This is a genomic window from Vibrio sp. G-C-1 (assembly GCF_021728015.1).
Lineage (GTDB): Bacteria > Pseudomonadota > Gammaproteobacteria > Enterobacterales > Vibrionaceae > Vibrio > Vibrio splendidus.
Genome location: NZ_JAKKCR010000001.1, coordinates 166,934 through 190,699, shown reverse-complemented (window position 1 = coordinate 190,699; position 23,766 = coordinate 166,934). Strand labels below are relative to the sequence as shown.

Genomic DNA, 23,766 nt, shown 5'->3' with positions numbered 1-23,766 from the left:
TTTAGAGATTTATGCACAGAAACAAGGATTGCTGAGCATTCAGTAAAAAGTGAGATATGAGTCGTATATGCTAGGGGTGCGATTGTTAGCTATGACCCCTAAAGCTGAAACAGCGCCAACTGAATACTGAAGCCAACAAACAACAACCCGCACACAATGTTCATCCATTGAGACGTGCGCTTTTTCGTCAATAATCTCTTAAACGTATCAGCCATCAAAATGACAACCAAAAACCATGTAGCAACCACTGTCGCCTGTATCGCGCCCAGCATTAAACTGTCGGACACAATGTGATCCTTAGAAACAAACTGAGGGAATATCGAAAGGTAGAACAGAACGATTTTAGGATTCAGTAGATTAGTGATGAGTCCTTTGAAAAACTGGTTATAGAGCTTACTGCCCGATGCACTCACTATAGCAAGCACACCCTCTTGAGCTCGCAGTGCCGCTCGAAAGTGATTATAACCAAGCCAGACTAAGTACAAGACACCCGCCCACTTCAGTCCCTCAAAAGCCATTGGAGTCTGAGATAACAGTAAGCTCATGCCATTCGCAGAAACAAACGCATGAAACAAGAACCCGCATGACACACCCAACACGTTAATAAACGCAAACAACTTTCTTTGAGTTAAAGCCGTGCTCAATACCAACAAAGCATTTGGGCCTGGAATAATGGCAATAAAAAACACGATGACAATAAACAGCCAGATACTTTCCCAACTCATTTCGCTCTCATTTCCTTAAAGCTTCCTTATCATACTTGATCGTTTTAGGGCGCATATTGTACGTCCATTCAATACCATTACAATATGCCCAACGTTTAATTAGCTTGGCTTAGCTCGCTTGCCTTAGTTCAGTTGTATGGATAACGCTTAAATTTAACGTGTATAATTCACCCGTTTATCCTGTAACGCAGCAAAACTCATTCTCTAACATTTATAGCCCTGTTAGACTCCACCTCCATTTTGATACTTGGTTCATTTATGTCATTTGATAACCTCACCCTTAACGCAAAAACCGTCACAGCGATCCCTTCTCAATTCGACAAACCGACTGAGATACAACAAGCGGTAATTCCATCAATTATTGCGGGTAAAGACGTACTTGCGTTGGCTCAAACGGGTAGCGGAAAAACATTGGCGTTCGGCTTACCCTTGCTGAACAACATCAACCATGATGTGAATGGACTGCAAGCGCTTATCATCGTCCCGACACGTGAACTCGCGTCTCAAGTGACTGAATCTTTAGAGCCGGTCGCGATAGCGCTCGATATCAAATTCGTAACCTTAACCGGTGGCGTGAATACTGATGTTCAACAGCAACAATTACTAACCCAACCGCAATTAGCAATCGCTACGCCGGGGCGTCTACTTGCTTTAATCAAAAGTAGCGAACTGAATGTAACTCAGTGCGTATCATTGGTTCTTGATGAAGCCGACCGCCTGATCGACATGGGCTTTTGGCCAGATATTCAAGCGATTACTGCAGCACTACCGAGCAAACGTCAGTCACTGTTGTTCTCTGCGACACTTCCGCCAGAGTTGGTTAGTCAGGCTGAGCTACTTCTTTCAAACCCAGTTAAAGTCACGACACACCAAGAAAACAGCGTGGTCGCGACTATTGAAGAAACTCTGTACTTAGTGAACAAAGGCAGTAAGGCTCAAGCACTTATCGCCCTACTTCATCAGACCCCATGGCCGCAAGTATTGGTGTTCATTGGTGCGAAAGACAATGCCGACGCATTAACCAAGCGATTGAATAAAGCCAAAATCAGTGTGAGTGCGTTACATGGAAATAAGAGCCAAGAAGAACGAGAGCAAGCATTAGAAAGTTTCAAAAATGGCGAGACTCGTGTGCTTATCGCGACAGACGTGATGGCTCGCGGCATCCATATTGATCAGCTGCCTGTCGTGATTAATTTTGATTTGCCGACACACTCTGCCACTTACGTACACCGGGTTGGTCGCACAGCAAGAGCAGGAAGCACTGGTTGCGCTATATCTCTGGTTAGTCACAGCGAAACTGATTACCTGAATGCGATTCGTACTCTGACCAATAAGCCTCTTGTGCTACAAGCATTAGAAGGTTTCCCTGTTACAGACAAACCTGCATCTGAAGCCACAGCTCGCAAACGTCCACCTAAAGACAAAATGGCTAACCGAAGAACCGCAAAGAAGAAAAGTGCTAAGCAATTTAAGAGCAAGCCAAGTTCTTCGAAATAGCCAGTTCTTCAAAATAACCAGCTCTTCAAAATAACCATAGAAAATCGATTAGCCCAGTTTGTACTGGGCTTTTTATATGCAATCAGATGTAAAATCACAACCTATCGACTCAGACAAAATGCCAATTTAAATGACACTTTTGTGAATTATGATGCCAAGGTATTGATTCTTGGTTGCTCAAAAAAAATACTTTCTGATCACGTTGACGCCCCTATATCTGGCAACTAGATTTTTCTATTAGTGTCTAAAAACCGGGAGGTCATTGAAATGAAACGTGCAAGCTCTACATATCGATTACAACTGATTAAGGAAGTGGCTACTCGCCGAGATCGTCAGAGTTCCAATGACCCAATGGCAAACTACATACAAAACCTAATCGACAACAAAGACGACTGTGATACCTCGGTGGAACGCAACCAGAGGTTCAGTGGTAGTCATTTTGATGAGCATATTGGTGGTTGGGTTAGCGACCACTGGGGTAGCAAGTAGTCCGATATCTCCAGTCACTCGTGTCTTAAATAAAGCAGCGTAACCACTGTAGAATTTATCTCCGCATTAACCTATCATCTGCAACAAATCCCTACCATTGAGTAAGCAGAAAGTGTCTGAGTTAAAAAGAGAAAAAGAAGTGATGGTTGCCTTCCAAGTGATCCCTCGCGTCAAAGAAGGCAACAACTTCGAAGTAGTTGATAAAGCCATTGAAGTTGTGAAAGCAGCCGATGTCCCTTTCCAAGTTGGTGCGATGGAAACCACAATGAAAGGTGAACTCAATCAATTACTCGATATCGTTAAAAAGGCAGAGCAAGCTTGTTACGATGCAGGGGCTGTAGAAGTGATAACCAACATAAAGATTCATAGTAAAACCACCGAGGCCGATGATACATTTTGTACATACCATCGTGGTGTAACGAAAGCGAATCACATGTTTGTTTAGCAATATGTTTATTTCAGAAAGCTGTTTATTTAAGAAAACAGCGGGTTAAGAAAGACTCTGAAGAACCAGTGATGTTATTGAAAAGGCATGTCTGAAAGGTGAGAAAGGATTTCCATTCGTTCTTCTTCTGACATCGAATGCCAATCACGCGGGCTCTCTTCAGGGTCATTTTTCGCCCCAATGTTTTTTCGATCCAGTGCTTTAACTGGTTCTTTTTTGAGTTTTACGTTCTTTTTATTCATACCGACATCACTCCTTCTGGTACAAAGGTACCTACCTTAATATTACACCCCAACCATTATGTAAAGTAATAGTTACTTCGGAGTTAAATAAAATCTTGATACTTCCTCTTTAACCGAAAAGATCTCTTTGGGGACTTGTATTTCCTTCTTCGTCGACCGACTTACCAACCAAGTTTTTTTGCTTCATTATCTTCCTTCGATAGCGCTGACGACAAAGCTTAATCACGTGCAATTGTTCTGACGGAGTCATCGACATCCAATTAAAGCGCTCTTCTCTTTTGCGCATACAACCATTGCAATAGCCTTTATCATCGCTTGAGCAAACCCCAACGCAAGGGCTTGGAACCTGGAAAAACTCTAACTGCTCCACCATGCCTCCTTACACATCAAAATCGAGCTTACTAATTAAAAAATAAGCGATTAATTTGTCGTCCAGCTCGTGAAATTCATACTAAACTATGACCTTATACTGACACATATAGTGTTTTGTAAACTATACTTTGAACCCATCAAGTTACACTTATTCGGTAACTTCGTTCTTTCCTTTGGAGCCTTATAATATGAAGTTTAGTTCAAAAAAATTACTAGCAGTAGCCGCTTTACCTATGATGCTAGCAGCATGCACAACAACAGGTGACAACGCGATGCAAGTAACACCAACCGATCTACAGCACCATAATTGGGAACTTGCGCAAATTGATGGCAAGGACATTGTGAAAAATGAAGACCAAGCAGCTCCTCGTCTAGAGATCGGCGAAAAGATGACTGCAAACGGCATGGCTGGTTGTAACAACTTCTTTGGTCAGGGCGAATTGAAAGACGGTCAATTCCGTATCAAGCAAATGGGCATGACAATGAAAATGTGTCACGGTTCAGCAATGGAAATCGAACAATCGGTTTCAGCTACTCTAAGCGAGTGGAGCGACGTAACCCTAACAAACGATACGCTAGTACTGAAAAACGATGTACACACGCTAACGTACACAATTCGTGATTGGGTAAACTAATCCGTTCTCGAAATAGATATTGATTAAAGGAGCCTTCATGGCTCCTTTTTTATTGCCTGCTTACCCTCACAACACCTTCAAAATTAACACTCATCGCCTACTTTTCGTACCAACCTCCAATAAACCTCAAATATCTCTCATTTAGATGCAATAAATTCACTGGTTTATCGGTCTATTGCTAGGATGGTAAGAGCCTAGAGTCTGTCGAGCTTTCGAAACGATCGCATATCGAACAAAGTTTAACCAAAAAAGATCAGCACGCCCTCCCTACTTGTTCTCAAGTAATTGATTGAATTTACTGTTGAATTAGAATTTATTTCAGAAACAGATAGAATAACTGTTAGGGAGTTTGAAAATACAATGCTCTTGCCCGTTCACTACCAAATGGAAAAGTTTATGAACAAGATAGTAAGTACGTTAGGAATCATGGCAACCGTTGCATACAGCGCAACCATTTATGCTGATGAAGCAACATCAACCAATAACTGGAACCAAATCGAACAGCAGGCAGAGGGACAAACTGTCTACTTTCACGCTTGGGGCGGTAGCCAAGAAATCAATCGTTACCTACAGTGGGCGGGCAAGAAATTACAAAGTGAGTACGGTGTTACCTTAAAACATGTGAAAGTAACTGATATTGCAGAAACGACCACTCGCTTACTCGCAGAAAAGGCGGCAGGAAAGAACACTGAAGGCAGTGTCGATATCGTCTGGATTAACGGTGAGAATTTCCGTTCAATGAAAGAAAATGCCTTGTTGTTTGGACCATTCACTCAAACACTTCCAAACTGGCAGTACGTGGATAAGTCTTTGCCGATCGATGTCGATTTCTCGGAGCCAACAGAAGGCTTGGAGGCACCTTGGGGCGTTGGGCAACTTGTCTTCATCCACGACCAAGAAACACTGCACAATCCGCCACAATCGTTTTCAGAGATGTTGAGCTACGCTCAGGCTTTCCCGAACCGCTTAAGCTACCCGCGCCCACCAGAATTTCATGGCACGAGCTTCATTAAGTCTCTATTGATTGAGCTAACAAACAACAGTCCTGCGCTTGCTAAACCCGTTTCAGAAGATACCTTCCAAGACGTTACGGCACCACTGTGGGCTTACTTAGATAAATTCCATAAAGTGGCATGGAGAGGCGGAAAGCAATTTCCTGCAGGTACATCTGAAAGCATTCAACTTCTGGATGACGGACAGCTCGACCTCGCGATTACGTTCAACCCAAACTCTGTATATTCAGCACAATCAAGTGGCCGCCTAGCGGAAACTACCAAGGCTTATGCGTTAGAAAGCGGCGCTCTGTCTAACATTCACTTCCTTGCGATTCCTTGGAATGCCAATGCAACCGCGGGTGCTCAAGTGACCATCAACTTCTTGTTGAGCCCAGAAGCACAATCTCGCAAAGGTGACCTCAATGTCTGGGGTGACCCTTCTGTATTGAGCAGTAAGTACTTAACCGGCAGCGCTAAAAATACTCAGCAATTTAAATCGATTGATGAACCGCATCCTAGTTGGCAAAACGCGCTCGAGAAAGAGTGGCTTAAGCGATACGGTAACTAACCTCCATGCTTCGCGCTCTATATTTTGTTGTTATAGCGGTATGTATCATCCCAACCATTCCTGGGGTAGCGGGAGTCGTGGCTTCGTCACTGAGTTTCATCCCGCCCTTAGGTTTAGACGAGCCAACACTCAACGGGTTTAGCCAAGTCTTTCAATGGGAAGGGGCTTGGCACTCTATTGGCTTAAGCCTAGGTTCAGCGGTCGCCAGCAGCTACATCGCCTGCTTCCTGACCTTTTGCATTCTTCAGGCTTCTTGGGGAAACAAGTTTTGGAGAAAGATTGAGCTAACGCTATCGCCAATGCTTGCCATTCCGCATGTGGCTTTCGCTATCGGCTTTGCTTTTTTGTTTAGCCCAACAGGCCTTGGAGCAAGAGCCGTACACCACTTACTTGGTGAATCGGCTACAAGCTCTGAATTGGCTTTGCTGATCAAAGATCCTTACGCATTTGGTCTAATCATTATGCTCGCACTCAAAGAAGTTCCTTTCTTGTTGCTGATGAGCATATCGATACTTCAACAAATTGATGTAGAACGTATCACCAAGGTGAGTGCATCACTCGGTTACAGCCGCGCTCAGATCTGGTGGAAGTGTATTTTCCCGCAATGGTTTACTAAGCTTCGCTTCCCAATGCTGGCTGTGCTCGCCTATAGCGTATCGGTTGTCGACATCGCTCTTATCATTGGCCCAACCAACCCACCGACTTTTGCCGTTTTGGTATGGCAATGGTTCAACGATCCAGATCTTAATCTACTACCACGAGCTGCTGCTGGTGCGATCGTTTTGTTTGGCTTGGCTTCGTTGATCATCGCCTTGGCGCGTTTAGTTGAATGGGCAATTCTTAAGTACTTTCGAACTTGGCAGTATTCAGGAAGAACAGGGGCTAACTTACCGGGGAAAACCGTATTCACAGCTCTTGCAGCTTTGTCACTGATCATCATTCCTTTGATGATTATCTGGAGTTTTGCGCAGCGCTGGCGCTTCCCTGATTTACTGCCTAGTCGCTACAGCATGCGTTTTTGGGAATTCGAATGGGATGGCATCATGAGCACCGTTGGTCAAAGTTTATGGATTGGTCTGATTGCTGCTTCAATCGCTTTGTTGCTTGCGTTGGTTGCTCACGAATACAGAATCAAATACAAGTGGCAAGTCCCAGGCTTTATTATCGCTATTCCAATGTTGATACCTCAACTGTCGGTGTTGTTCGGCATGCAAATCACCACTCTATACATTGGCAGTAGTGCCTATGAGCTTTGGGTTATTTGGGCGCATGTTTTCTTCGCCTTTCCATTTGTGTACTTGTCTTTGGACGGCCCATGGAAAAGCTTCAACGATGGGCTGATAAAAGCTTCACTGAGCTTGGGTAAATCGCCATTTCAAAGCTGGTATTCGATCAAGCTGCCGATATTACTGCCCGCCATCGCCTTCGCTTGGGCGGTTGGGATCAGTGTGAGTTTAGCTCAGTACTTGCCAACATTGATGCTCGGTGCTGGTCGTATTAGCACCATCACCACAGAAGCCGTTGCCCTAACCAGTGGTTTCGACCGCAGGGTAACCGCAATTTATGCCATTTGGCAGGCCTTGTTGCCTCTGTTCTTTTTCTCTTTAGCGATATTAGTCAGCCGACTTCAACTTAGATATCGCCGTCTTACTTTTAAAGGTTTTCTTACTAATGAGTCTGCACCTCAACGACCTCGCCATCCATAAAAACGGTGGCGAATCGCTGTTTTCAGCGCTAAACGTAACATTAGAATCAGGCCAAATATTGGCGTTGATGGGGCCAAGCGGCTGCGGAAAATCGACTTTGTTAGATGCCATCGCGGGTCACCTGAATGACGAGTTCTCATACTCTGGCACCGTTATTTTGAACGATATTCAACTAGACGATCTCCCATCACATCAGCGTGAAGTTGGTATACTGTTTCAAGACGACTTGTTGTTTCCACACCTAAAAGTATGGGAGAACTTGGCCTTTTCGTTACCAAACTCGGTTAAGGGTCCAGATCGCCAACAACAAGCAATGGAAGCGTTAAGAGACATTGAACTGACCCGCTTGGCTGAGTCATTTCCCGACCAAATATCTGGCGGCCAGCGAGCGAGAATTAGCTTAACTCGTATGCTATTGGCGAAACCGAAATTGGCGTTGCTTGATGAGCCGTTTAGTAAGCTCGACCAAGAACTCAGAGCCCAGTTTCGCGACTGGGTGTTTGAGCAACTCACTAAAGCGAATATTCCGACATTAATGGTGACGCACGACCAAACCGATGTGCCTCAAGGGGCAAAAGTTCTGTCTTGGCCATGGAGAAGTAACCATGCTGGATAAGTACTCTATTAAGGTCATTAAGTGGCCATTAAATCAATCAGCCAAACTACTTAATAGATTCGGCATCACAGCTAACCAAACCACCCTGTTTGGGTTTCTGGTTGGATGTTTAGCGTTTCCAGCATTGGCATTTCAACAATACGAATGGGCGTTGGGGTTTATTGTATTTAACAGGGTTTGTGACGGGCTTGATGGGGCCTTGGCTCGAATCCAAGGCATTAGTGATGCGGGCGGTTTCCTCGACATCAGCCTCGATTTTCTTTTCTACTCGTTAATCCCTTTTGGCTTTGTTATCGCCAATCCAGAACATAACGCCATTGCCGGTGCATTTTTGATTTTCTCTTTTATCGGCACAGGCAGCAGCTTTTTAGCGTTTGCGGTTATGGCTGGTAAGCGAGGCATTGAAAACCCAGTCTATAAACATAAGTCTCTCTATTACATGTCTGGACTAACCGAAGGCACAGAAACCATCGCTTGTTTCATTGCTTTCTGTATTTGGCCTCAACACTTTGCAGTTATCGCTTATACCTTTGGCGCTGCGTGTTGGCTGACTACGTTTATGCGTATTTACTTTGGGTTTCAGACACTCAAGAATCAAACCAACTAGTGTGAATTTCCGCATCCCTCATAGACAAAAACGCCGCTCAATATGAGCTGCGTTTTTTAGCTGATTCTGAAATTCAATTAAGCGTCAGTAGAGGCTTTAATTTGAAATCTCAATACCTTTAGGCTTGAATCAAGATCGACATCCACAAACTCAGGTGGGTTGTCTAAGCGTTCGATAAACTCAACACTAGGCGCTTCTTCTGCCATCGTCTCAATTAGGAAGTTTGGCGATACTGCTGGTGAGTTAACACAAGCAATCACTTCTCCGTCTTCTGTTAGAAGATCAGGCAAGCGACGCAAGATCTTTTTGTAATCTTTAGTTAAAGCAAAGCTGCCTTTTTGGAACGAAGGCGGGTCGATGATAACCAACTCGTAAGGGCCACCCTTTTTGATTTTTCCCCACGACTTAAAGATATCGTAGCCAAGGAAGTTAACCGAGCGCATGTCGTGATCATTCAGACGGTGGTTATCGCGGCCTTTATTCAACGAGCCACGTGACATATCCACATTCATGCACTGACGAGCGCCACCAGCGATAGCCGCGACAGAGAAACCACAGGTGTATGCGAACAGGTTAAGAACGTTCTTATCCCTAGCATTATCTTGTACCCATTGACGACCATTACGCATGTCGAGGAACAAACCAAAGTTCTGATTACGGCCAATGTCTAACTGGTACTTAAGACCGTGCTCAACCACAACGGGTGAGTCATTGAGTTCGCCCCATAAAACTTCTGACGGCGCACCATCGGCATAACGATGTTGCAGAACAATACTGGTGCCCTGCTTTGCTTGCCAGATGTCTTTATTAGTCAAATCAACCAATCCAGCTTTAAGAGATGATAAGAACTCGTCATCTACTTCTTTGAATACGTTAACCAATAACTGCCCATCAACCCAATCACATGTCAGTTGATCTAGGCCTGGCCAAAACTTACCACGACCGTGAAAAATACGGCGTAGTTCATTCGGTACTTCATTAAGTTGCTGTTCAATATGACTAAAAAACAGAGGTAAAGCTGATGCTTCCATTATTTCACTCACTTAGTGTTTAGCTTTGGCCAAGTTAATGACCAAGGTTCAAGCCAGTTGTCTAAACCATTAGACACGATCTCTTGATGCCACTTCTCACCCAAGGAGTTTAGGCTTCTTGGATCGCAGACATATTCGTAGGCTTGTGATTGATAGGCAAATCGAATCGCGAAGGCATGCAGATAACCTCTGTCAGCCTCACTCGATGGATTATAAATAGGGTCACCAACAATGGCTGAGCCGATCGACTTCATCGCGACACGGATCTGGTGAGTTCTTCCCGTATAGGGTTTACATAAAAATAGACGCTCACCGGGTTCAGCCGTTGCAGATAAAAACTGGGTAATCGCTGGGTTTTCTTTGCTTGTCAGTAACTTCCAGCTCGAGCGTCGTGAACGCTCCATATCTCCTGAAATCAGCCCCTGCTTTTTCTTAGGCTTCTTCGAACCAATCGCAAGGTAGTACTTCTCGACTTCACGCTTTGCGAACAGCTGTGAAAGCTCACTTGCTGCCGAAGCATTTTTTGCCAGCAGTAGAATACCTGATGTCATTTTATCGAGACGATGGACTAGGTATAGCTTCGGCTCGTTGATTGCTTTAGCAACTTCTTGCAACAACATGGTATCACCATCGTCTTTATGGACGCTGACGCCAGGATGTTTGTTTATGAGTAAAAAATCAGAGTGGTTCAGAAGAATGTCGAACATTTAAAGGCTAGCTCCATTGTAGAACGTGGAGTATACCGTGTCTGAACCCAGATTCCAGCTACGAAAAAGCCCAACTCACTCAATAAATATTGAATCATTGGGCTTCTTTTCAGCAAGTAGCGATCAGTGCTTGGTCTTTGTTCTATTGGCATTCGGAAAATAGAACAAAGCCACCCGCCCTACGCGAGTTTGAACTTACCGACTAATGCTTCTAGCTCAGCAACTTTAGCGTTCAAGCCTGAGGTATTTTCAGAGCTGCGAGTCGCTAATTGCAAAGACTGCTCAGAAATATCACTGATCGCCGTAATATCCGCTGCAATTTCTTTGGTCACCGCTGTCTGTTCTTCTGCCGCTGTCGCGATAGAGTTGACCATGCTTTGTACATTGCCAGCACCACTTACAATCGCTTCTAGCGCCGAAACTGCGCCAGAGCTTTGCTCAACACCAATCTCAACTAGACGACAGTTATCTTGAGTGTAAGTCACCGCTTCTTGCGTACCAGATTGAATCGACTGAATGATACCAGACACTTCTTGAGTCGCTTTGGTCGTTCTCTCTGCCAGTGCTCGTACTTCATCAGCAACCACTGCAAATCCACGTCCAAACTCGCCAGCACGTGCCGCTTCAATCGCAGCATTCAGCGCCAGTAGGTTGGTTTGTCCAGCGATGTCTTCGATTACCTTAATAACACTGCCAATCTGTTCGCCATGTGAACCTAGCGTATTCATTTGTACCGACATGTCGCTCATTTGAGTCGACACTTGTTGGATACTTGCCACCATTTCAACAATCACATTACGGCCATCTTCTGCTGACGTTTCTGAGCGACGTGCCTCTTCATAAGTAGAAGTACCTTGCTGAGCGACTTCAGAAATGGTCAAGCTTAGCTCTTCTGCGGCAGTCGCAATCAGGTTAGCTTTATCAGCTTGCGCAGAGGCACCAGAAACGATGTCTTGACTGATTGATGATAGCTCACCTGTCACCGATTGAACTTGGTTCGTCACAGAAGAGATTGAACCCAATAGGTCGACCAAAGATTTCTGCATCTGGTTAATCGACGTAGCAAGATCGGCCAGTTCGTCACCAGAATCATCAATAATGTCGCCTGCCGTTAGGTCACCATTTGCTACACGTCGTGCTACTTGTTCAACACGAGTTAGACGGTTAGTGATGGAGCTAGATAATACAAACGCAATTACACAACCAAACACAATCGCAATGGCAGACAACACCATGATGGTGCGTTCGATGGTGGTAAACGAATCGGTTAATACAAGCAGCGATTGTTCTGTATCGGCACGCTCACTTGCAGACGCTTGGTCCAGTAAGTTTTCAACCGGGATTAGATTGCTCTCATATAAGGAGCGAAGCTGCTGGATATTCGATAACAGCGCAGACTCATCGTTGATCATAGGTACAAGCTTAGATTCAAACTCTTGAGTAAAGCGCCCCATCAGGTCTTCAATTCGCTCAATACGGCGATGGTCTTCTGAACCTCGACTCTCTAAACGTTTTGCTTCTTTAATAGCCTGAGCAAATTCATTCTTGTTGGTTCGATAATCATTAAGCGCATTGTCGGCCCGAGTAATCGCACCAAGTGCATCGCGATAAACATCCCCGGCTTCATCTATCAATACAAGGTAGGTCACCGTTCCCGGTACATCATCCATCCTAATTTCATCAGCGCTCTTGTGAGCCCCAATGACTTCGATCCATACAATACCGACTAACGTGACAAGCACTGCCAATATAGAGCCAAACCCGGCGTACAACTTCTTCCTAACTGACAATTTCACACAACACCTACTTAAATAAAATACAGCTCAATCAGCTATTACTTTTCATTATATCGGCTACCAGACCAATAACTTTAAGTATTTATTTTTCTTTGATAATTAAGTTAGTAGCATAAAAAAACGGGAGCCAATGGCTCCCGTTTCTTAACTTACTTTAACTCGCGGATTGTAGCTTCTAAGAGCTATGGTTTCTTAGAGCTATAGCTTCTTAAAACTATAGCTTCTCAGAACTATAACTTCTTAGAAATAAGCGCAGAGCCAGCAATGATACCAATACCTAGTAGCATGATTGCACCTTTACCGCTGTCGAAGCCAGAAGAGATACCCATGAACGCTACGATAGCGATAGCTACTGGGATGATGTACTTAACAAGTGTGTACCATAGACCGAATAGAGGGAAAGAAACTTCACCGTCGTTAGTGATTTCTTTCTCTAGGTCAGCACGGTTTAGTCTCCAACCAGCGAAGATACATACCAACATACCGCCAACTGCTAGGAAGATTTTATCCGTTAGTAAGTCGAAGATATCGAATGCACCAGTACCAAACAGTGTTGGACCGAAGCCGCCAAGTGATAGAGAAGCGAAGATACATAGAATCGCCATTACTACACTTGCAGACAGTACTGCAGTCACACGCTTCATGCCTTTCTCATCGATTAGGTAAGAAACCACAACTTCAAGTAGAGATACTGAAGAAGTCAGTGCCGCAACACTTAGACCAACGAAGAACATTAGAGCAAATAGCAGACCAACTACGCCGCCCATTTCAGCGAATAGCTGAGGAACAACAACGAATACTAGACCAGGACCCGCAGCAGGCTCCATGCCGAATGCGAACATTGCAGGGAACATTGCAACACCAGCTAGGATAGCAACGCCTGTATCCATCGCCGTAACCATAGCTGTAGTTTGAACTAGGTTCTCTTTCTTCTTAAGGTAAGAACCGTAAGTCAACATACAACCCATACCAAGAGATAATGAGAAGAATGCTTGACCTAGTGCAGCTAGAATTACACCGCTGTCTACTTTAGAGAAATCAGGGCTGAATAGGAATTCAAGACCAGCCATCGCGCCCGGAAGCATTAGGCCTTTGATTGATACCACGATAAGGATGATGAAAAGAAGCGGCATCAGAATCTTACCCGCTTTCTCAATACCGCCTGAAATACCCTTCATAACGATAACAACGTTAAGTAGTAGGTATAGGCCCATCCACATAAGTGGTTGAACTGGGTTTGAGATAAAGCCACCGAAGCTGTCACCAATTGCTTCAGGTGCGTCTAGTAGACCACCAGCAATTTTACCGATGTATGCGATAGACCAGCCACCTACTACAGGGTAGAAACCCATGATAAGTAGACCACTGACTACGCCGATAACACCAGCGAACGTCCAACGACGGTCAGTTGATTTAAATGCACCTACTGCTGATTTTTGCGTATGACGGCCAATCGCAAATTCAGTCAGCATGACACTGAAACCGATGAAGATTACAAAAAACAGGTAAATTGCAACGAATGCACCGCCGCCACTTTCGCCTGCTGTGTAAGGGAATTTCCAGATGTTACCTAGACCAACAGCAGAACCTGCTGCAGCCATTACGAATCCTAACTTCGAACCCCAGGTATCGCGGGGTGTTGTGGTTGTATTACTAGTAGCCACGTGTACTCCAAACTTTTGTGTTGTGTGATGTTGTGTTTTGCTTTGGGTGGCGTCTTTAAAAGATAAGGTGTATAAAAAAATTTACACACTTAAAAGATTTGATTGACGCTCGTTGTATGGCAAGTAAACCAGTTTAAGAATAAAATTGGAAGTCCGAACCGTACATATTTCGTTACCAATGTAAATTTTTATGGTTAAATGCCGTCTTTTTATACAAAACAATCGTTTTCGTCTTAAGTTAACCAAAACTTAACAACTATAACCTGTTTACAGCTTTTGCTCTATTTTGTAAATAGTTGATTCCTTAAATTCCCATATCCTCAAAATAGCATTACTATCTAAGTGTCTCTTTTTTCGAGTATTCAATGTGGAAAAGCTCTACCATTTTTTAACTTTAGCTTCCGTTGCTTTGTACTGGGTTCTCGTCGCCGGTGTGACCTTTCGTGTCGTACTAAAACGACGCTCTGTCAGCGTTTCTCTCGCGTGGTTGATGGTTATCTACATTATCCCGATTGTTGGCGTGGCCTGTTACTTCCTTTTCGGCGAGCTAAACCTTGGTAGAAAGCGGGCTGAGCGCGCACATCGTATGTTTACTCCGTTCGGTGATTGGTTCCGCCAATTAAATGATTGTCAGGTTCACCTTCCAGGTAAAGTTGGCTCTCCAATCCACAAGATTGATGAGCTTTGTAATAATCGAATGGGTATTCCTGCACTTAGTGGAAACACACTTTCACTGCAAGCTTCACCCAATGAGATCCTTCACGCAATTATCGAAGATATAGAAAACGCACAAACCAGTATCAAAATGGTTTTCTATATTTGGCATCCTGGTGGTCTAACCGACTCCGTAGCTTCTGCACTGATTCGAGCGGCCAAACGTGGCGTAGATGTTAAGGTTTTACTCGATTCAGCAGGTAGTCCACGCTTTTTCAAAAGCCATTGGCGTTCAATGATGAAAGACGCTGGTGTGCAAGTTGTGCAAGCATTAGAAGTAAGCCCATGGCGTATTTTCTTACGTCGCCTTGATTTAAGACAGCACCGTAAGATCATCGTGATTGATGAATCCATCGCCTATACCGGTTCAATGAACATGGTGGATCCGGCGCATTTCAAACAGAGTTCAGGCGTTGGTCAATGGATCGACGTAATGGTCCGAGTCACCGGGCCAACCGTTAACGTGCTTTCGGCCATTCATGGTTGGGATTGGGAAGTAGAAACAGGCGAACGCATTCTTCCTGATTTACCTGAATGCCCGATTGAAGAAATAATGACGCACCATCCGGTTCAGGTCGTTCCGTCTGGTCCTGGTATGCCGGAATATTTGATCCTACAAGTTCTGACTATTGCCATTAATCAAGCCAATCGTTCTGTGCGCATCACTACCCCTTATTTTGTACCGAGTGCCGACTTGTTAGAAACGCTAAAAATGACAGCGCAAAGGGGCGTAAACGTAGAACTGATCATTCCACACAACAACGATTCATTGATGGTTAAATGGGCTTCTCGCGCTTTCTATACAGAGTTACTTGAAGCTGGCGTTAAGATTTACGAGTTTTACGGTGGCCTTCTTCACACAAAATCGGTAGTGATTGATGAAGAGTTTTGCTTAATCGGAACGGTCAATATCGACATGCGCAGCCTGTGGCTAAACTTCGAAGTGACGCTAGCCGTTGATGACGTACACTTCACCAAGCAACTGTTTGATTTGCAGCAATCCTATATTGAATCATCTCATCCAGTGGAATTGGAGCAATGGGAGCAGAGAAATTTACGTAACCGCTTCTTCGAACGATTGTTCTATTTGTTCAATCCCCTGCTGTAATCCAATCAATGGACCCACTGCGACTCATATCTCTCTGCTTATCAGATTTTTGACCTTTCACGATAAACGACGTGAAAGGTTAAAAAGCGAAAGAAAAGCATAAAAACTCTCCCTCTGCTCTTGCTTTGAATGCTATTGGCATGTTTTAAATAGGACATAACCGATTGATAAGGAATTCACAGCATGTCCGAGAACAAAACCACTAAACTGATCACTGCTGGTCGTGATAAGAAGTGGACCAATGGTGTCGTTAACCCACCAGTACAGCGCGCCTCTACTGTCGTGTTCAACTCAGTAGAAGAAAAGCGTAAAGCTACGATTAATCGCGCTAATAAAACGCTTTTTTACGGACGCCGTGGAACCAACACTCACTTCGCTTTCCAAGATGCCATGGTTGAAGTCGAGGGCGGCGCAGGCTGTGCACTTTACCCTTGTGGTACTGCAGCCATTTCAAATGCCATTCTTTCTTTTGTAGAAACAGGCGATCATATTCTGATGGTCGACACCTGCTACGAACCGACGCGTGATTTCTGTGACACCATCATGAAGAAGATGGGTGTAGAGACGACCTACTACGAGCCAACCATCGGTGAAGGCATCCAAGACCTTATTAAGCCAAACACTAAGGTGCTGTTTACCGAATCTCCGGGGTCAGTCACCATGGAAGTGCAAGACATTCCAACGCTAGCGCGTATTGCTCATGAACACGATATCATCGTGATGCTCGATAACACATGGGCTGCTGGTGTGAACTTCTCACCGTTTGATTTTGGCGTTGATATCTCGATTCAAGCTGCGACCAAATACATTGTTGGTCACTCTGATGTGATGCTAGGGACTGCTGTTGCCAACGAGAAGTGTTGGGATCAACTAAGAGAACAGAGCTATTTGATGGGGCAATGTGTATCACCAGATGACGCTTACCTTGCCCTTCGTGGTATTCGTACTCTTGACGTTCGACTACGCCAACATGCAGAGAGCAGTTTGAAAGTCGCAAAATGGTTGGAGACTCGACCTGAGGTTGATCATGTTCGCCACCCTGCCCTTGAGTCTTGCCCAGGCCATGAATTCTTCAAACGAGATTTCACTGGCGGTAATGGTTTGTTCTCTTTCGTGCTGAAGAACTCAAATACAAAAGCGACCACAGCGCTGCTTGATGGTATGACGCACTTTAGTATGGGTTACTCATGGGGTGGTTTTGAAAGCTTGATTTTAGCGAACGAACCGAACAGCTTTGATAGCCTAAGAACAGTAGCGAACCCTAACTTCGCTGGAACCTTGGTACGTGTTCATATCGGCTTAGAAGACGTTGACGATCTGATTGCGGACCTAGAGGCAGGATTAGAGCGTTACAACGCGCTCGTTTAATTTAAAGCGTTAGCAGACTCAGATCAAAAAGGCAGGATATTCCTGCCTTTTTTAGATTAGCGCATTAGACACATCGCTTTAAAAAGCTACTGAACGTCAAAGCACGCCCAATTGAAAATTTCAGAGCGGTGTTCATTGAACAAATACAAAGACTGATCCTTGACTGCAATAGCGTAATCAATCGTCACCCCTTTATACTCACTATATTCATTGTTAATAATTGGATCATGGAAAGGGGTCGCCGTTCTCACATCTATAATGCTCATCGACAAATTATTCCCATCAAGCTCATAGTGCCCGAAATACAGATTTTCCATAGTACTCTCCTTACCGTCTTGCTCTGTAATCGTCACAAACTCTCTCATGCTAAAGGTATGGTCAGATTGAAAAGTAAGGCTTATACGTTCATAAAGCGATTGATATGGTTGGAATGCCTGAGATAAAAAATCAGTTTTAATCGTTTTGCAATGCCATCGAGTGCCCGCTAATACGTTCTGTTCTGGCAAAAAACTTGCTGCAGCAATTACCACCAAAATAAGTAAACCAATTAGTCGCAAAAGTAACTCCTCTTCTTCATATACTGAGCAAAGGAATCAAAAGACGACTCTACATTGAAAACCGAAGCACTATAATTCAGAGCCTCACCATCTTTCCTTTGAATCAACATGTATAACGCGTCATCTTCGGGTTGGTCGACTGATGGGTAAATACGGACAAAGACATCAACGTTACAGTTGCTCGGTATCACCGCTGTAAGCTTTTGAGTGACCGCAGGCAACGAATAGGAGTCATTATGAGCAATATGGAAGAAGTAGTGGTTGGTATTGTCGGTGTAACGGTCACGATATTCCGCTTTATCAATAAAATAAGGTAGGGGCGTATAGTAGGTTTGGAAAAGGTTGAACGCCGTTACTGCGACACAAACCAAAGCGAGTAAATAACCGGCTTTAGCGAGGTGTCTATTAGACACAACATTTGCCTGTTCTTGCTTAACTGCACTCTGATCTAGGTGTGACTCACTAGGTAGCTCGGAAGAAACAACTTTCGCAGAATCTGCATCAATCAATGCTTCATTTATTGTTAACGGGTCTTGAGATATTTCTTGGGGCATTTCTTGGGACAAAGGTACGTTTTGCTTCAACGTAGATTCGGCAAGCGAGACACCGAGTTCGCAGACTTCTTTACTCGCTTGAGAAGGCACCTCTTCAGTTACTGTGGACCGGCTCAACTCGTCGATTTCAAGAGAATACCCTGTCTTACTAACGGTACGAATCGTCGCGCAACCACAAGTTACCCTAGACAGTGTTTTTCGAATCTTTGAGATAACGTTAGTCAGCGCTTGCTCTGAAACAATTACATTACCCCAACACCTATCAAATATCAGACCTCGCTCGATGCACTCACCAGCATTTTCAAGCAAGAATAGAAACACCTTACCTTCTAACGGCGCGATAGTTTCTACGTGGCCATCTTCACGCACAAACTGCCTAAGCAAGGGATCATAACGAGCATCACATATTTGGTAGATTTGTTGTTTCACTATCGTCTTCTAGGTTTGAATTCGGTCGCATATGATATTGAATAGTTTACAAATGACCAGTAAATTTTCCAATTTTCACGCAATTATTTCGCGACGAGAAATAACACTTTTATTTGTGTGGACAACCTTCTAAATGATCATTAACCATACCTGTCGCTTGCATGAACGCGTAACAGATTGTTTCTCCTACAAACTTAAAGCCTCTCTTCTTTAAAAACTTACTCATCGCTTTAGATTGCTCGGTAGAAGCGGGAACTTGAGACATCTCAGTCCATTGGTTCACGATCACTTCATTATCGACAAATTGCCATAAGGCATTAGAAAGAGAGCCGAACTCTTTCTGTAATTCAAGCGTTGCTCGCACATTGTTGTATACCGAAGCAATCTTGCCCTTGTGTTTAACCACATCGAAGTTTTCAATGATGTACGGCACGTTGTCTTCATTCAACTCAGCTAGCTTGTTTAGATCGTAATTATCAAATGCAGCACGATAGCCTTCACGCTTTTTAAGGATCGTAATCCAACTCAGGCCCGCCTGAGCGCCTTCTAAAGTAATGAACTCAAACAGAACTTGGTCATCATAAACAGGCACGCCCCACTCTGCGTCGTGGTACTCCCTTTCAAGCTCATGTTTAAGCGCCCATGCACACGTTCTATCCACTGTATTCGCTTCCATTTCGATAGTCTCTTTTAGTAATCGTACATAAAAATAATGCCCCAAATAGGGGCATTATTTCAAAGGTTAGTTGACGTTAAGCCACTTCAATTTTATGGAATAAACGATACAGCACAGGTACTACGATTAGCGTGAGTACAGTCGCAAAGCCTAAACCAAACATAATGGTTACTGCCATCGGCTTGAAGAAGATATCAGGTAGTAACGGGATCATACCTAGAATCGTTGTAATCGCTGCCATACATACTGGGCGAACACGACTCAATGCTGCATCAACTACCGCAACATAAGGGTCTTTACCTGATTTCATTTCAATCTCAATTTGATCAAGCAGTACGATACCATTCTTCAGAAGCATCCCAGATAGACTCAAGAAGCCCAACAGCGCCATAAAGCCGAATGGTGTATTCAAAGCTAACAAGCCTGTCGTAACCCCGATTAGCGCTAATGGAACCGTTAGCCAAACAATCAGCGGTTCTTTGACCGAGTTGAACAAGAACACGGTAATCAAGAACATGAACAGGTAACCCATCGGCATAGTGGTAAACAGTGACGCTTGTGCATCAGCAGATGACTCATATTCCCCCCCCCACTCCAACGAATAACCCGGTGGCATCTCAATCGCTTCGATTTGTGGCTGTAAGCGTTTCTGTAACGTCGAAGCCGTTTCTTCACCCAATAGGTCGTTGTCGGCCATTACCGTCAGCATACGCTTACGGTTCTTACGGATGATAAGTGGATCTTCCCATTCCAATTCGTAGCCAAGCGTCACTTGCTGCAACGGAATGTATTCGCTTAATGCCGGGCTCCAAATCTTCATACCTTCGATGTTGCGAATATCAATTCGCTCATCTTCAGGTAAACGAGCCACAATAGGCATCAACGTAGTACCATCACGATACACACCTATCGACTTACCAGAGAAAGACATCGCTAGGAAATCATCAACGTCAGACTTGGTAATACCATAACGACGCGCTTGGCTTTCATTGAACTGAGGCTCTAATACCTTAGTTCTTTCACGCCAATCATGACGAACGTTAAACGCTCCGTCATCGGCACGCATGATGTCCATAACTTGAGCTGCGATTGAACGTAGCACGGTTGGGTCTGAACCGACGATTCGAGCCTCAATTTTCGCACCGCCACCAGGGCCTAATTCAATTTGCTTAAGTTTGTAATCAATTTCAGGGAACTGGCTGTCAACGTGTTCACGGAAGCGACGCATCAGCCCCTCAAGGACCTGATAATCTTTCACACGAACCGTGATTTCGCCATACGCGCTATAACTCTTCTCGGGTGAGTAGGTCAACATGAAACGCTGCAGACCTTTACCGGCCGTGGTCGTGATATGTTCAACTTCACTTTGTTCCGACAACCAACTCTCAAGCACTCTCAACTTGGTATTAGTTGCTCGAATATCCGTACCTTCTGGCATCCAAACATCCACTTGGAACATCGGAGTAGTTGAAGATGGGAAGAATGCTTGTTTCACAAAGCCAAAACCGTACACACTAGCACCTAAACCAATCACCAGAACGATCATGGTTAGCCACGCGCGTTTCATACAGAACTCAAGGAAGTTTTTATAGATAACAAAAACCATCCCGTTGTATGGGTCTTTGCCTTCGTTATCGGGATCAACCTTCTGTCCTCTGAAGAAGATATCGGCAAAAAACGGCGTGATCGAGATGGCAGTAAACCAACTCAGCATCAATGAAATCAATAGCACCGTGAACAAAGTGCCACAGTATTCGCCCGTTGAATCTTCAGACAAACCAATTGGAGCAAACGCGGTGACCGCAATCACCGTTGCACCAAGCAGTGGCCATTTGGTTTGGGTCACGATATCAGTGGCGGCCTGCATCCGAGTTCGCCCCTTCTGCGTGCCGATCAATATCCCCTCCACCACCACAATGGCATTATCCACCAGCATCCCCAAGGCAATAACCAACGCGCCCAGTGAAATACGTTGAAGGTCGATTTTGAAGTACTGCATGAAAATAAAGGTGCCGAATACGGTCAATAGCAGTATCAAACCAATCAACAGACCCGATCGTACTCCCATGAAGAACAGTAACACCACGATTACGATCGCAACCGCCTGCCCTAAACTCACCACAAATCCGCTTACCGACTTGTTCACCTCTTTAGGTTGGTTATAAACCTCGGAGATGTCGATACCGACGGGTTGTTGATATTTAAGCTCGGCGAGTCTTCGATCAAAGTCTTCACCCACTGCGACCACGTTCACGCCTTGCGCAAAAGAGACACCCAGGTTAAGCGCGAGTTCGCCGTTATAACCAATGATGTTACTCGGTACCTCAACGTAACCACGAGTTACATTCGCCACATCTTTTAGATAGATAAGCCCTTGAGCGCCACCTTCCGTAAGAATCAAATCTCCAAGCTGTTCAACGTTTTGGAACTCACCCGTTGGATGGATTCGAATATATTCATCACCAATCCTTACCGCTCCTGCACTTGATACAATATTTTGAGTCGATAAAAGGTTAAATACCGTGCTTGGAGACAGACCCAGAGAGCTTATCCGTTTCATCGATATCTCAATAAACACTTGCTCTTGTTGTTGGCCGGAAACGGAGACTTTACTGACCCCATCAACCAACTCTAGCTCTCGCCTTAGGTAATCAATGTAATCCAGCAACTCTTTGTAGCTATAGCCATCCCCCGTCACCGCCAGCAAAATACCGTAAACATCACCGAAGTCATCGATGACTTGAGGATCATTGACGCCGGGTGGCAGTTCAACCTTGAGATCATTCACTTTTCGGCGAAGTTCATCCCATATTTGCGGAAGATCATCTGGTCCGTAGTTGTTCTTCATCGTCACCGTTACCTGTGATAGGCCGCGGCTAGAGATAGAGTTCACTTCGTCCACATAGGTAAGTTGTTGAATCGCTTTTTCTAATGGGTAAGTAACTTCTTCTTCAACTTGTTGAGGTGTGGCCCCTGGGTAAGAGGTCACAACCATCGCATCTTTGATAGTAAAGGCAGGATCTTCTAAACGACCCAAGCCGAAAAAGGCAGAGACACCACCAATAAGAAAGATCAGAGATAGCATCCAGCTAATGACTTTGTTACGTATAAAGTAAGAAGCAACACCTGTGATCTGATCATCACCCTGTTGATCGTCATTTTGGGGCTTGTTATTTACTTCACTCATTGTTCGTCTCCTGAGACAATACTTCCACTGTCATCCCATCTCGCAATCGCGATACGCCTGCAACAACGACATGCTGCCCCATTTCTAATCCTTTCATGATCTGCAATGTTTTCTGATTGGCTTTTCCTATTACGACTTGCTGTTTCGAGACGGTACTGTCGTCATTGAGCACCCATACATAAGAGTTTTGGCGCGTTAAATCATCGCCATCCGCATTAAACACAGCTTCGATTGGGATAAGTACCCCAGCTTTTAACTCCAAGCCGATATCTCGTCCATTTGACGTCACCTCAACGGCCATACCATCCAGAATTAAATCATCTTCCGGCATAGGTAGAGCAAGCGTCACCGTGAACGTGCCTGTGCTTGGGTCAGGTTCAGTGGTGAACTCCTTAATAGCCGCCGTGTATTCATTGCCACTGGGTACTCTTACCACAGCCTCAACATTCGATAACAGCTGTTCGCTAGGCTGATTCACGTAAATCTGGTCAGGCAGTTGGATAACAACCTCAACATCTTCGACACTGTGAATGTTCACCACCTGCTGGCCTACCTGAATATTTTCATATTGATCGACACTGACACGAGAAATGATCCCATCAACAGGGGCACGAAGCTTAGTGAACGACAAGCGCAGTTTTGCGAGTTCCAGCTCGGCATAAGCGATCTGGCGTTGAGCAGCAATTTCATCAAACTGTGACTTCGCCAATAAACCTTTCTTCACTAGCGGACTTGAACGTCTGTATTGACTGTTAATTACCGTGTAACGCGCCTGAGCATTGTCGACATCCAGTTGATAATCGGTAGGGTCAAGCTCTGCAATGATGTCTCCTTGTGAAACACGCTCACCTTCTTTCACATCAAGCTTATTGATTTCACCAGCGACTCGAAAGCTGAGATGAGCCTTCTCGGCAGCGTTTGCAACCGCAGGGAAATAGAGTTTGTCGCTAAAGTCGATGACTGAAATCTCGATAGCTTTAACCAAGGGCGTGTTATTCATTTCTACAACTTGTTTATCTTCACAAGCCGTAAGTAAAGCCAAACACGACAGTCCAGCGGCCACTTTAAGTGTTTTCAT

General features: G+C 44.6%; 22 protein-coding genes. 10 read left to right on the top strand and 12 right to left on the bottom strand.

The window, feature by feature from the left end:
* Window positions 1–98: 98 nt before the first annotated feature.
* A complete protein-coding gene (locus L3V36_RS00865) occupies window positions 99–725 on the bottom strand; it encodes a LysE family translocator (RefSeq protein WP_017079022.1) in 627 nt (208 codons plus the stop codon).
* A 258-nt stretch (window positions 726–983) separates the two neighbouring features.
* On the opposite strand from L3V36_RS00865, the gene L3V36_RS00860 reads away from it, so the two are divergent.
* The 3 genes from L3V36_RS00860 (at window position 984) to L3V36_RS00850 (ending at window position 3,156) form a co-directional block, all read left to right on the top strand.
* Entirely contained in the window at window positions 984–2,222 is a 1,239-nt protein-coding gene (locus L3V36_RS00860) for a DEAD/DEAH box helicase (protein ID WP_076645460.1), read from the top strand.
* Between the two features lie 267 nt (window positions 2,223–2,489).
* On the top strand, window positions 2,490–2,711 hold the full coding sequence (locus L3V36_RS00855; RefSeq protein ID WP_004734659.1) for a hypothetical protein: 222 nt from the start codon (window positions 2,490–2,492) through the stop codon (window positions 2,709–2,711).
* 142 nt (window positions 2,712–2,853) lie between these two features.
* On the top strand, window positions 2,854–3,156 hold the full coding sequence (locus tag L3V36_RS00850; RefSeq protein ID WP_017065764.1) for a thiamine-binding protein: 303 nt from the start codon (window positions 2,854–2,856) through the stop codon (window positions 3,154–3,156).
* Between the two features lie 74 nt (window positions 3,157–3,230).
* On the opposite strand, the gene L3V36_RS00845 is transcribed toward L3V36_RS00850, so the two are convergent.
* On the bottom strand, window positions 3,231–3,398 hold the full coding sequence (locus L3V36_RS00845; protein ID WP_017079018.1) for a hypothetical protein: 168 nt from the start codon (window positions 3,396–3,398) through the stop codon (window positions 3,231–3,233).
* A 109-nt stretch (window positions 3,399–3,507) separates the two neighbouring features.
* Window positions 3,508–3,771 (bottom strand): DUF1289 domain-containing protein, encoded by a 264-nt coding sequence (locus L3V36_RS00840; RefSeq protein WP_017079017.1) that lies wholly within the window; start codon window positions 3,769–3,771, stop codon window positions 3,508–3,510.
* A gap of 187 nt (window positions 3,772–3,958) precedes the next feature.
* On the opposite strand from L3V36_RS00840, the gene L3V36_RS00835 reads away from it, so the two are divergent.
* The 5 genes from L3V36_RS00835 to L3V36_RS00815 all read left to right on the top strand — a co-directional run bounded on the left by L3V36_RS00835 (window position 3,959) and on the right by L3V36_RS00815 (window position 8,897).
* On the top strand, window positions 3,959–4,405 hold the full coding sequence (locus L3V36_RS00835; RefSeq protein WP_017057112.1) for an META domain-containing protein: 447 nt from the start codon (window positions 3,959–3,961) through the stop codon (window positions 4,403–4,405).
* A 396-nt stretch (window positions 4,406–4,801) separates the two neighbouring features.
* A complete protein-coding gene (locus tag L3V36_RS00830; RefSeq protein ID WP_208774040.1) occupies window positions 4,802–5,968 on the top strand; it encodes an ABC transporter substrate-binding protein in 1,167 nt (388 codons plus the stop codon).
* Window positions 5,969–5,973: 5 nt separating this feature from the next.
* Window positions 5,974–7,674 (top strand): thiamine ABC transporter permease, encoded by a 1,701-nt coding sequence (locus tag L3V36_RS00825; protein WP_017093184.1) that lies wholly within the window; start codon window positions 5,974–5,976, stop codon window positions 7,672–7,674.
* Window positions 7,640–8,290 (top strand): ATP-binding cassette domain-containing protein, encoded by a 651-nt coding sequence (locus L3V36_RS00820; RefSeq protein ID WP_208774038.1) that lies wholly within the window; start codon window positions 7,640–7,642, stop codon window positions 8,288–8,290. The genes L3V36_RS00825 and L3V36_RS00820 overlap by 35 nt, the downstream gene beginning before the upstream one ends.
* Window positions 8,280–8,897: a CDP-alcohol phosphatidyltransferase family protein gene (locus L3V36_RS00815; protein WP_054541030.1), complete on the top strand. Its 618-nt coding sequence runs from the start codon at window positions 8,280–8,282 to the stop codon at window positions 8,895–8,897. The genes L3V36_RS00820 and L3V36_RS00815 overlap by 11 nt, the downstream gene beginning before the upstream one ends.
* Window positions 8,898–8,974: 77 nt before the next feature.
* Here the strand turns inward: L3V36_RS00815 and L3V36_RS00810 are convergent, their stop codons facing one another.
* The 4 genes from L3V36_RS00810 to L3V36_RS00795 form a co-directional block, all read right to left on the bottom strand.
* Window positions 8,975–9,928 (bottom strand): class I SAM-dependent methyltransferase, encoded by a 954-nt coding sequence (locus tag L3V36_RS00810; RefSeq protein ID WP_208774036.1) that lies wholly within the window; start codon window positions 9,926–9,928, stop codon window positions 8,975–8,977.
* A gap of 8 nt (window positions 9,929–9,936) precedes the next feature.
* Window positions 9,937–10,635: a TIGR01621 family pseudouridine synthase gene (locus L3V36_RS00805; RefSeq protein WP_108112047.1), complete on the bottom strand. Its 699-nt coding sequence runs from the start codon at window positions 10,633–10,635 to the stop codon at window positions 9,937–9,939.
* A gap of 179 nt (window positions 10,636–10,814) precedes the next feature.
* Entirely contained in the window at window positions 10,815–12,431 is a 1,617-nt protein-coding gene (locus tag L3V36_RS00800; protein ID WP_102483029.1) for a methyl-accepting chemotaxis protein, read from the bottom strand.
* 230 nt (window positions 12,432–12,661) lie between these two features.
* Window positions 12,662–14,095 (bottom strand): sodium-dependent transporter, encoded by a 1,434-nt coding sequence (locus L3V36_RS00795; RefSeq protein WP_012604350.1) that lies wholly within the window; start codon window positions 14,093–14,095, stop codon window positions 12,662–12,664.
* A gap of 367 nt (window positions 14,096–14,462) precedes the next feature.
* On the opposite strand from L3V36_RS00795, the gene cls reads away from it, so the two are divergent.
* A complete protein-coding gene (cls, locus tag L3V36_RS00790; RefSeq protein WP_004734615.1) occupies window positions 14,463–15,917 on the top strand; it encodes a cardiolipin synthase in 1,455 nt (484 codons plus the stop codon).
* Between the two features lie 183 nt (window positions 15,918–16,100).
* Entirely contained in the window at window positions 16,101–17,285 is a 1,185-nt protein-coding gene (locus L3V36_RS00785) for a cystathionine beta-lyase (protein ID WP_017094405.1), read from the top strand.
* A gap of 86 nt (window positions 17,286–17,371) precedes the next feature.
* Here L3V36_RS00785 and L3V36_RS00780 read toward each other — a convergent pair whose 3' ends face one another.
* The 5 genes from L3V36_RS00780 to L3V36_RS00760 all read right to left on the bottom strand — a co-directional run bounded on the left by L3V36_RS00780 (window position 17,372) and on the right by L3V36_RS00760 (window position 23,766).
* Complete coding sequence (locus tag L3V36_RS00780; RefSeq protein WP_017079009.1) at window positions 17,372–17,842, bottom strand: hypothetical protein; 471 nt, start codon at window positions 17,840–17,842, stop codon at window positions 17,372–17,374.
* The gene (locus tag L3V36_RS00775) at window positions 17,833–18,825 is read right to left on the bottom strand and encodes a winged helix-turn-helix domain-containing protein (RefSeq protein ID WP_208774034.1); all 993 of its coding nucleotides are present in this window, start codon (window positions 18,823–18,825) and stop codon (window positions 17,833–17,835) included. Before L3V36_RS00775 ends, L3V36_RS00780 begins: the two co-directional genes overlap by 10 nt.
* 109 nt (window positions 18,826–18,934) lie before the next feature.
* Window positions 18,935–19,501 carry a DNA-3-methyladenine glycosylase I gene (locus L3V36_RS00770; RefSeq protein WP_208774032.1) on the bottom strand — a complete coding sequence of 189 codons (567 nt, stop codon included), beginning with the start codon at window positions 19,499–19,501 and terminating at the stop codon, window positions 18,935–18,937.
* A gap of 76 nt (window positions 19,502–19,577) precedes the next feature.
* Window positions 19,578–22,688 (bottom strand): efflux RND transporter permease subunit, encoded by a 3,111-nt coding sequence (locus tag L3V36_RS00765; RefSeq protein ID WP_017083278.1) that lies wholly within the window; start codon window positions 22,686–22,688, stop codon window positions 19,578–19,580.
* Window positions 22,681–23,766, bottom strand: a complete 1,086-nt coding sequence (locus L3V36_RS00760; protein WP_054541036.1) for an efflux RND transporter periplasmic adaptor subunit — start codon at window positions 23,764–23,766, stop codon at window positions 22,681–22,683. Before L3V36_RS00760 ends, L3V36_RS00765 begins: the two co-directional genes overlap by 8 nt.

Coding starts and splice junctions, on each gene's coding strand:
- L3V36_RS00845 (WP_017079018.1), bottom strand. CDS start 3,398: ATGAATAAAAAGAACGTAAAACTCAAAAAAGAACCAGTTAAAGCACTG.
- L3V36_RS00785 (WP_017094405.1), top strand. CDS start 16,101: ATGTCCGAGAACAAAACCACTAAACTGATCACTGCTGGTCGTGATAAG.
- L3V36_RS00835 (WP_017057112.1), top strand. CDS start 3,959: ATGAAGTTTAGTTCAAAAAAATTACTAGCAGTAGCCGCTTTACCTATG.
- L3V36_RS00850 (WP_017065764.1), top strand. CDS start 2,854: ATGGTTGCCTTCCAAGTGATCCCTCGCGTCAAAGAAGGCAACAACTTC.
- L3V36_RS00805 (WP_108112047.1), bottom strand. CDS start 10,635: ATGTTCGACATTCTTCTGAACCACTCTGATTTTTTACTCATAAACAAA.
- L3V36_RS00840 (WP_017079017.1), bottom strand. CDS start 3,771: ATGGTGGAGCAGTTAGAGTTTTTCCAGGTTCCAAGCCCTTGCGTTGGG.
- L3V36_RS00855 (WP_004734659.1), top strand. CDS start 2,490: ATGAAACGTGCAAGCTCTACATATCGATTACAACTGATTAAGGAAGTG.
- L3V36_RS00765 (WP_017083278.1), bottom strand. CDS start 22,688: ATGAGTGAAGTAAATAACAAGCCCCAAAATGACGATCAACAGGGTGAT.
- L3V36_RS00760 (WP_054541036.1), bottom strand. CDS start 23,766: ATGAAAACACTTAAAGTGGCCGCTGGACTGTCGTGTTTGGCTTTACTT.
- L3V36_RS00810 (WP_208774036.1), bottom strand. CDS start 9,928: ATGGAAGCATCAGCTTTACCTCTGTTTTTTAGTCATATTGAACAGCAA.
- L3V36_RS00825 (WP_017093184.1), top strand. CDS start 5,974: ATGCTTCGCGCTCTATATTTTGTTGTTATAGCGGTATGTATCATCCCA.
- L3V36_RS00820 (WP_208774038.1), top strand. CDS start 7,640: ATGAGTCTGCACCTCAACGACCTCGCCATCCATAAAAACGGTGGCGAA.
- L3V36_RS00830 (WP_208774040.1), top strand. CDS start 4,802: ATGAACAAGATAGTAAGTACGTTAGGAATCATGGCAACCGTTGCATAC.
- L3V36_RS00865 (WP_017079022.1), bottom strand. CDS start 725: ATGAGTTGGGAAAGTATCTGGCTGTTTATTGTCATCGTGTTTTTTATT.
- L3V36_RS00770 (WP_208774032.1), bottom strand. CDS start 19,501: ATGGAAGCGAATACAGTGGATAGAACGTGTGCATGGGCGCTTAAACAT.
- L3V36_RS00815 (WP_054541030.1), top strand. CDS start 8,280: ATGCTGGATAAGTACTCTATTAAGGTCATTAAGTGGCCATTAAATCAA.
- L3V36_RS00860 (WP_076645460.1), top strand. CDS start 984: ATGTCATTTGATAACCTCACCCTTAACGCAAAAACCGTCACAGCGATC.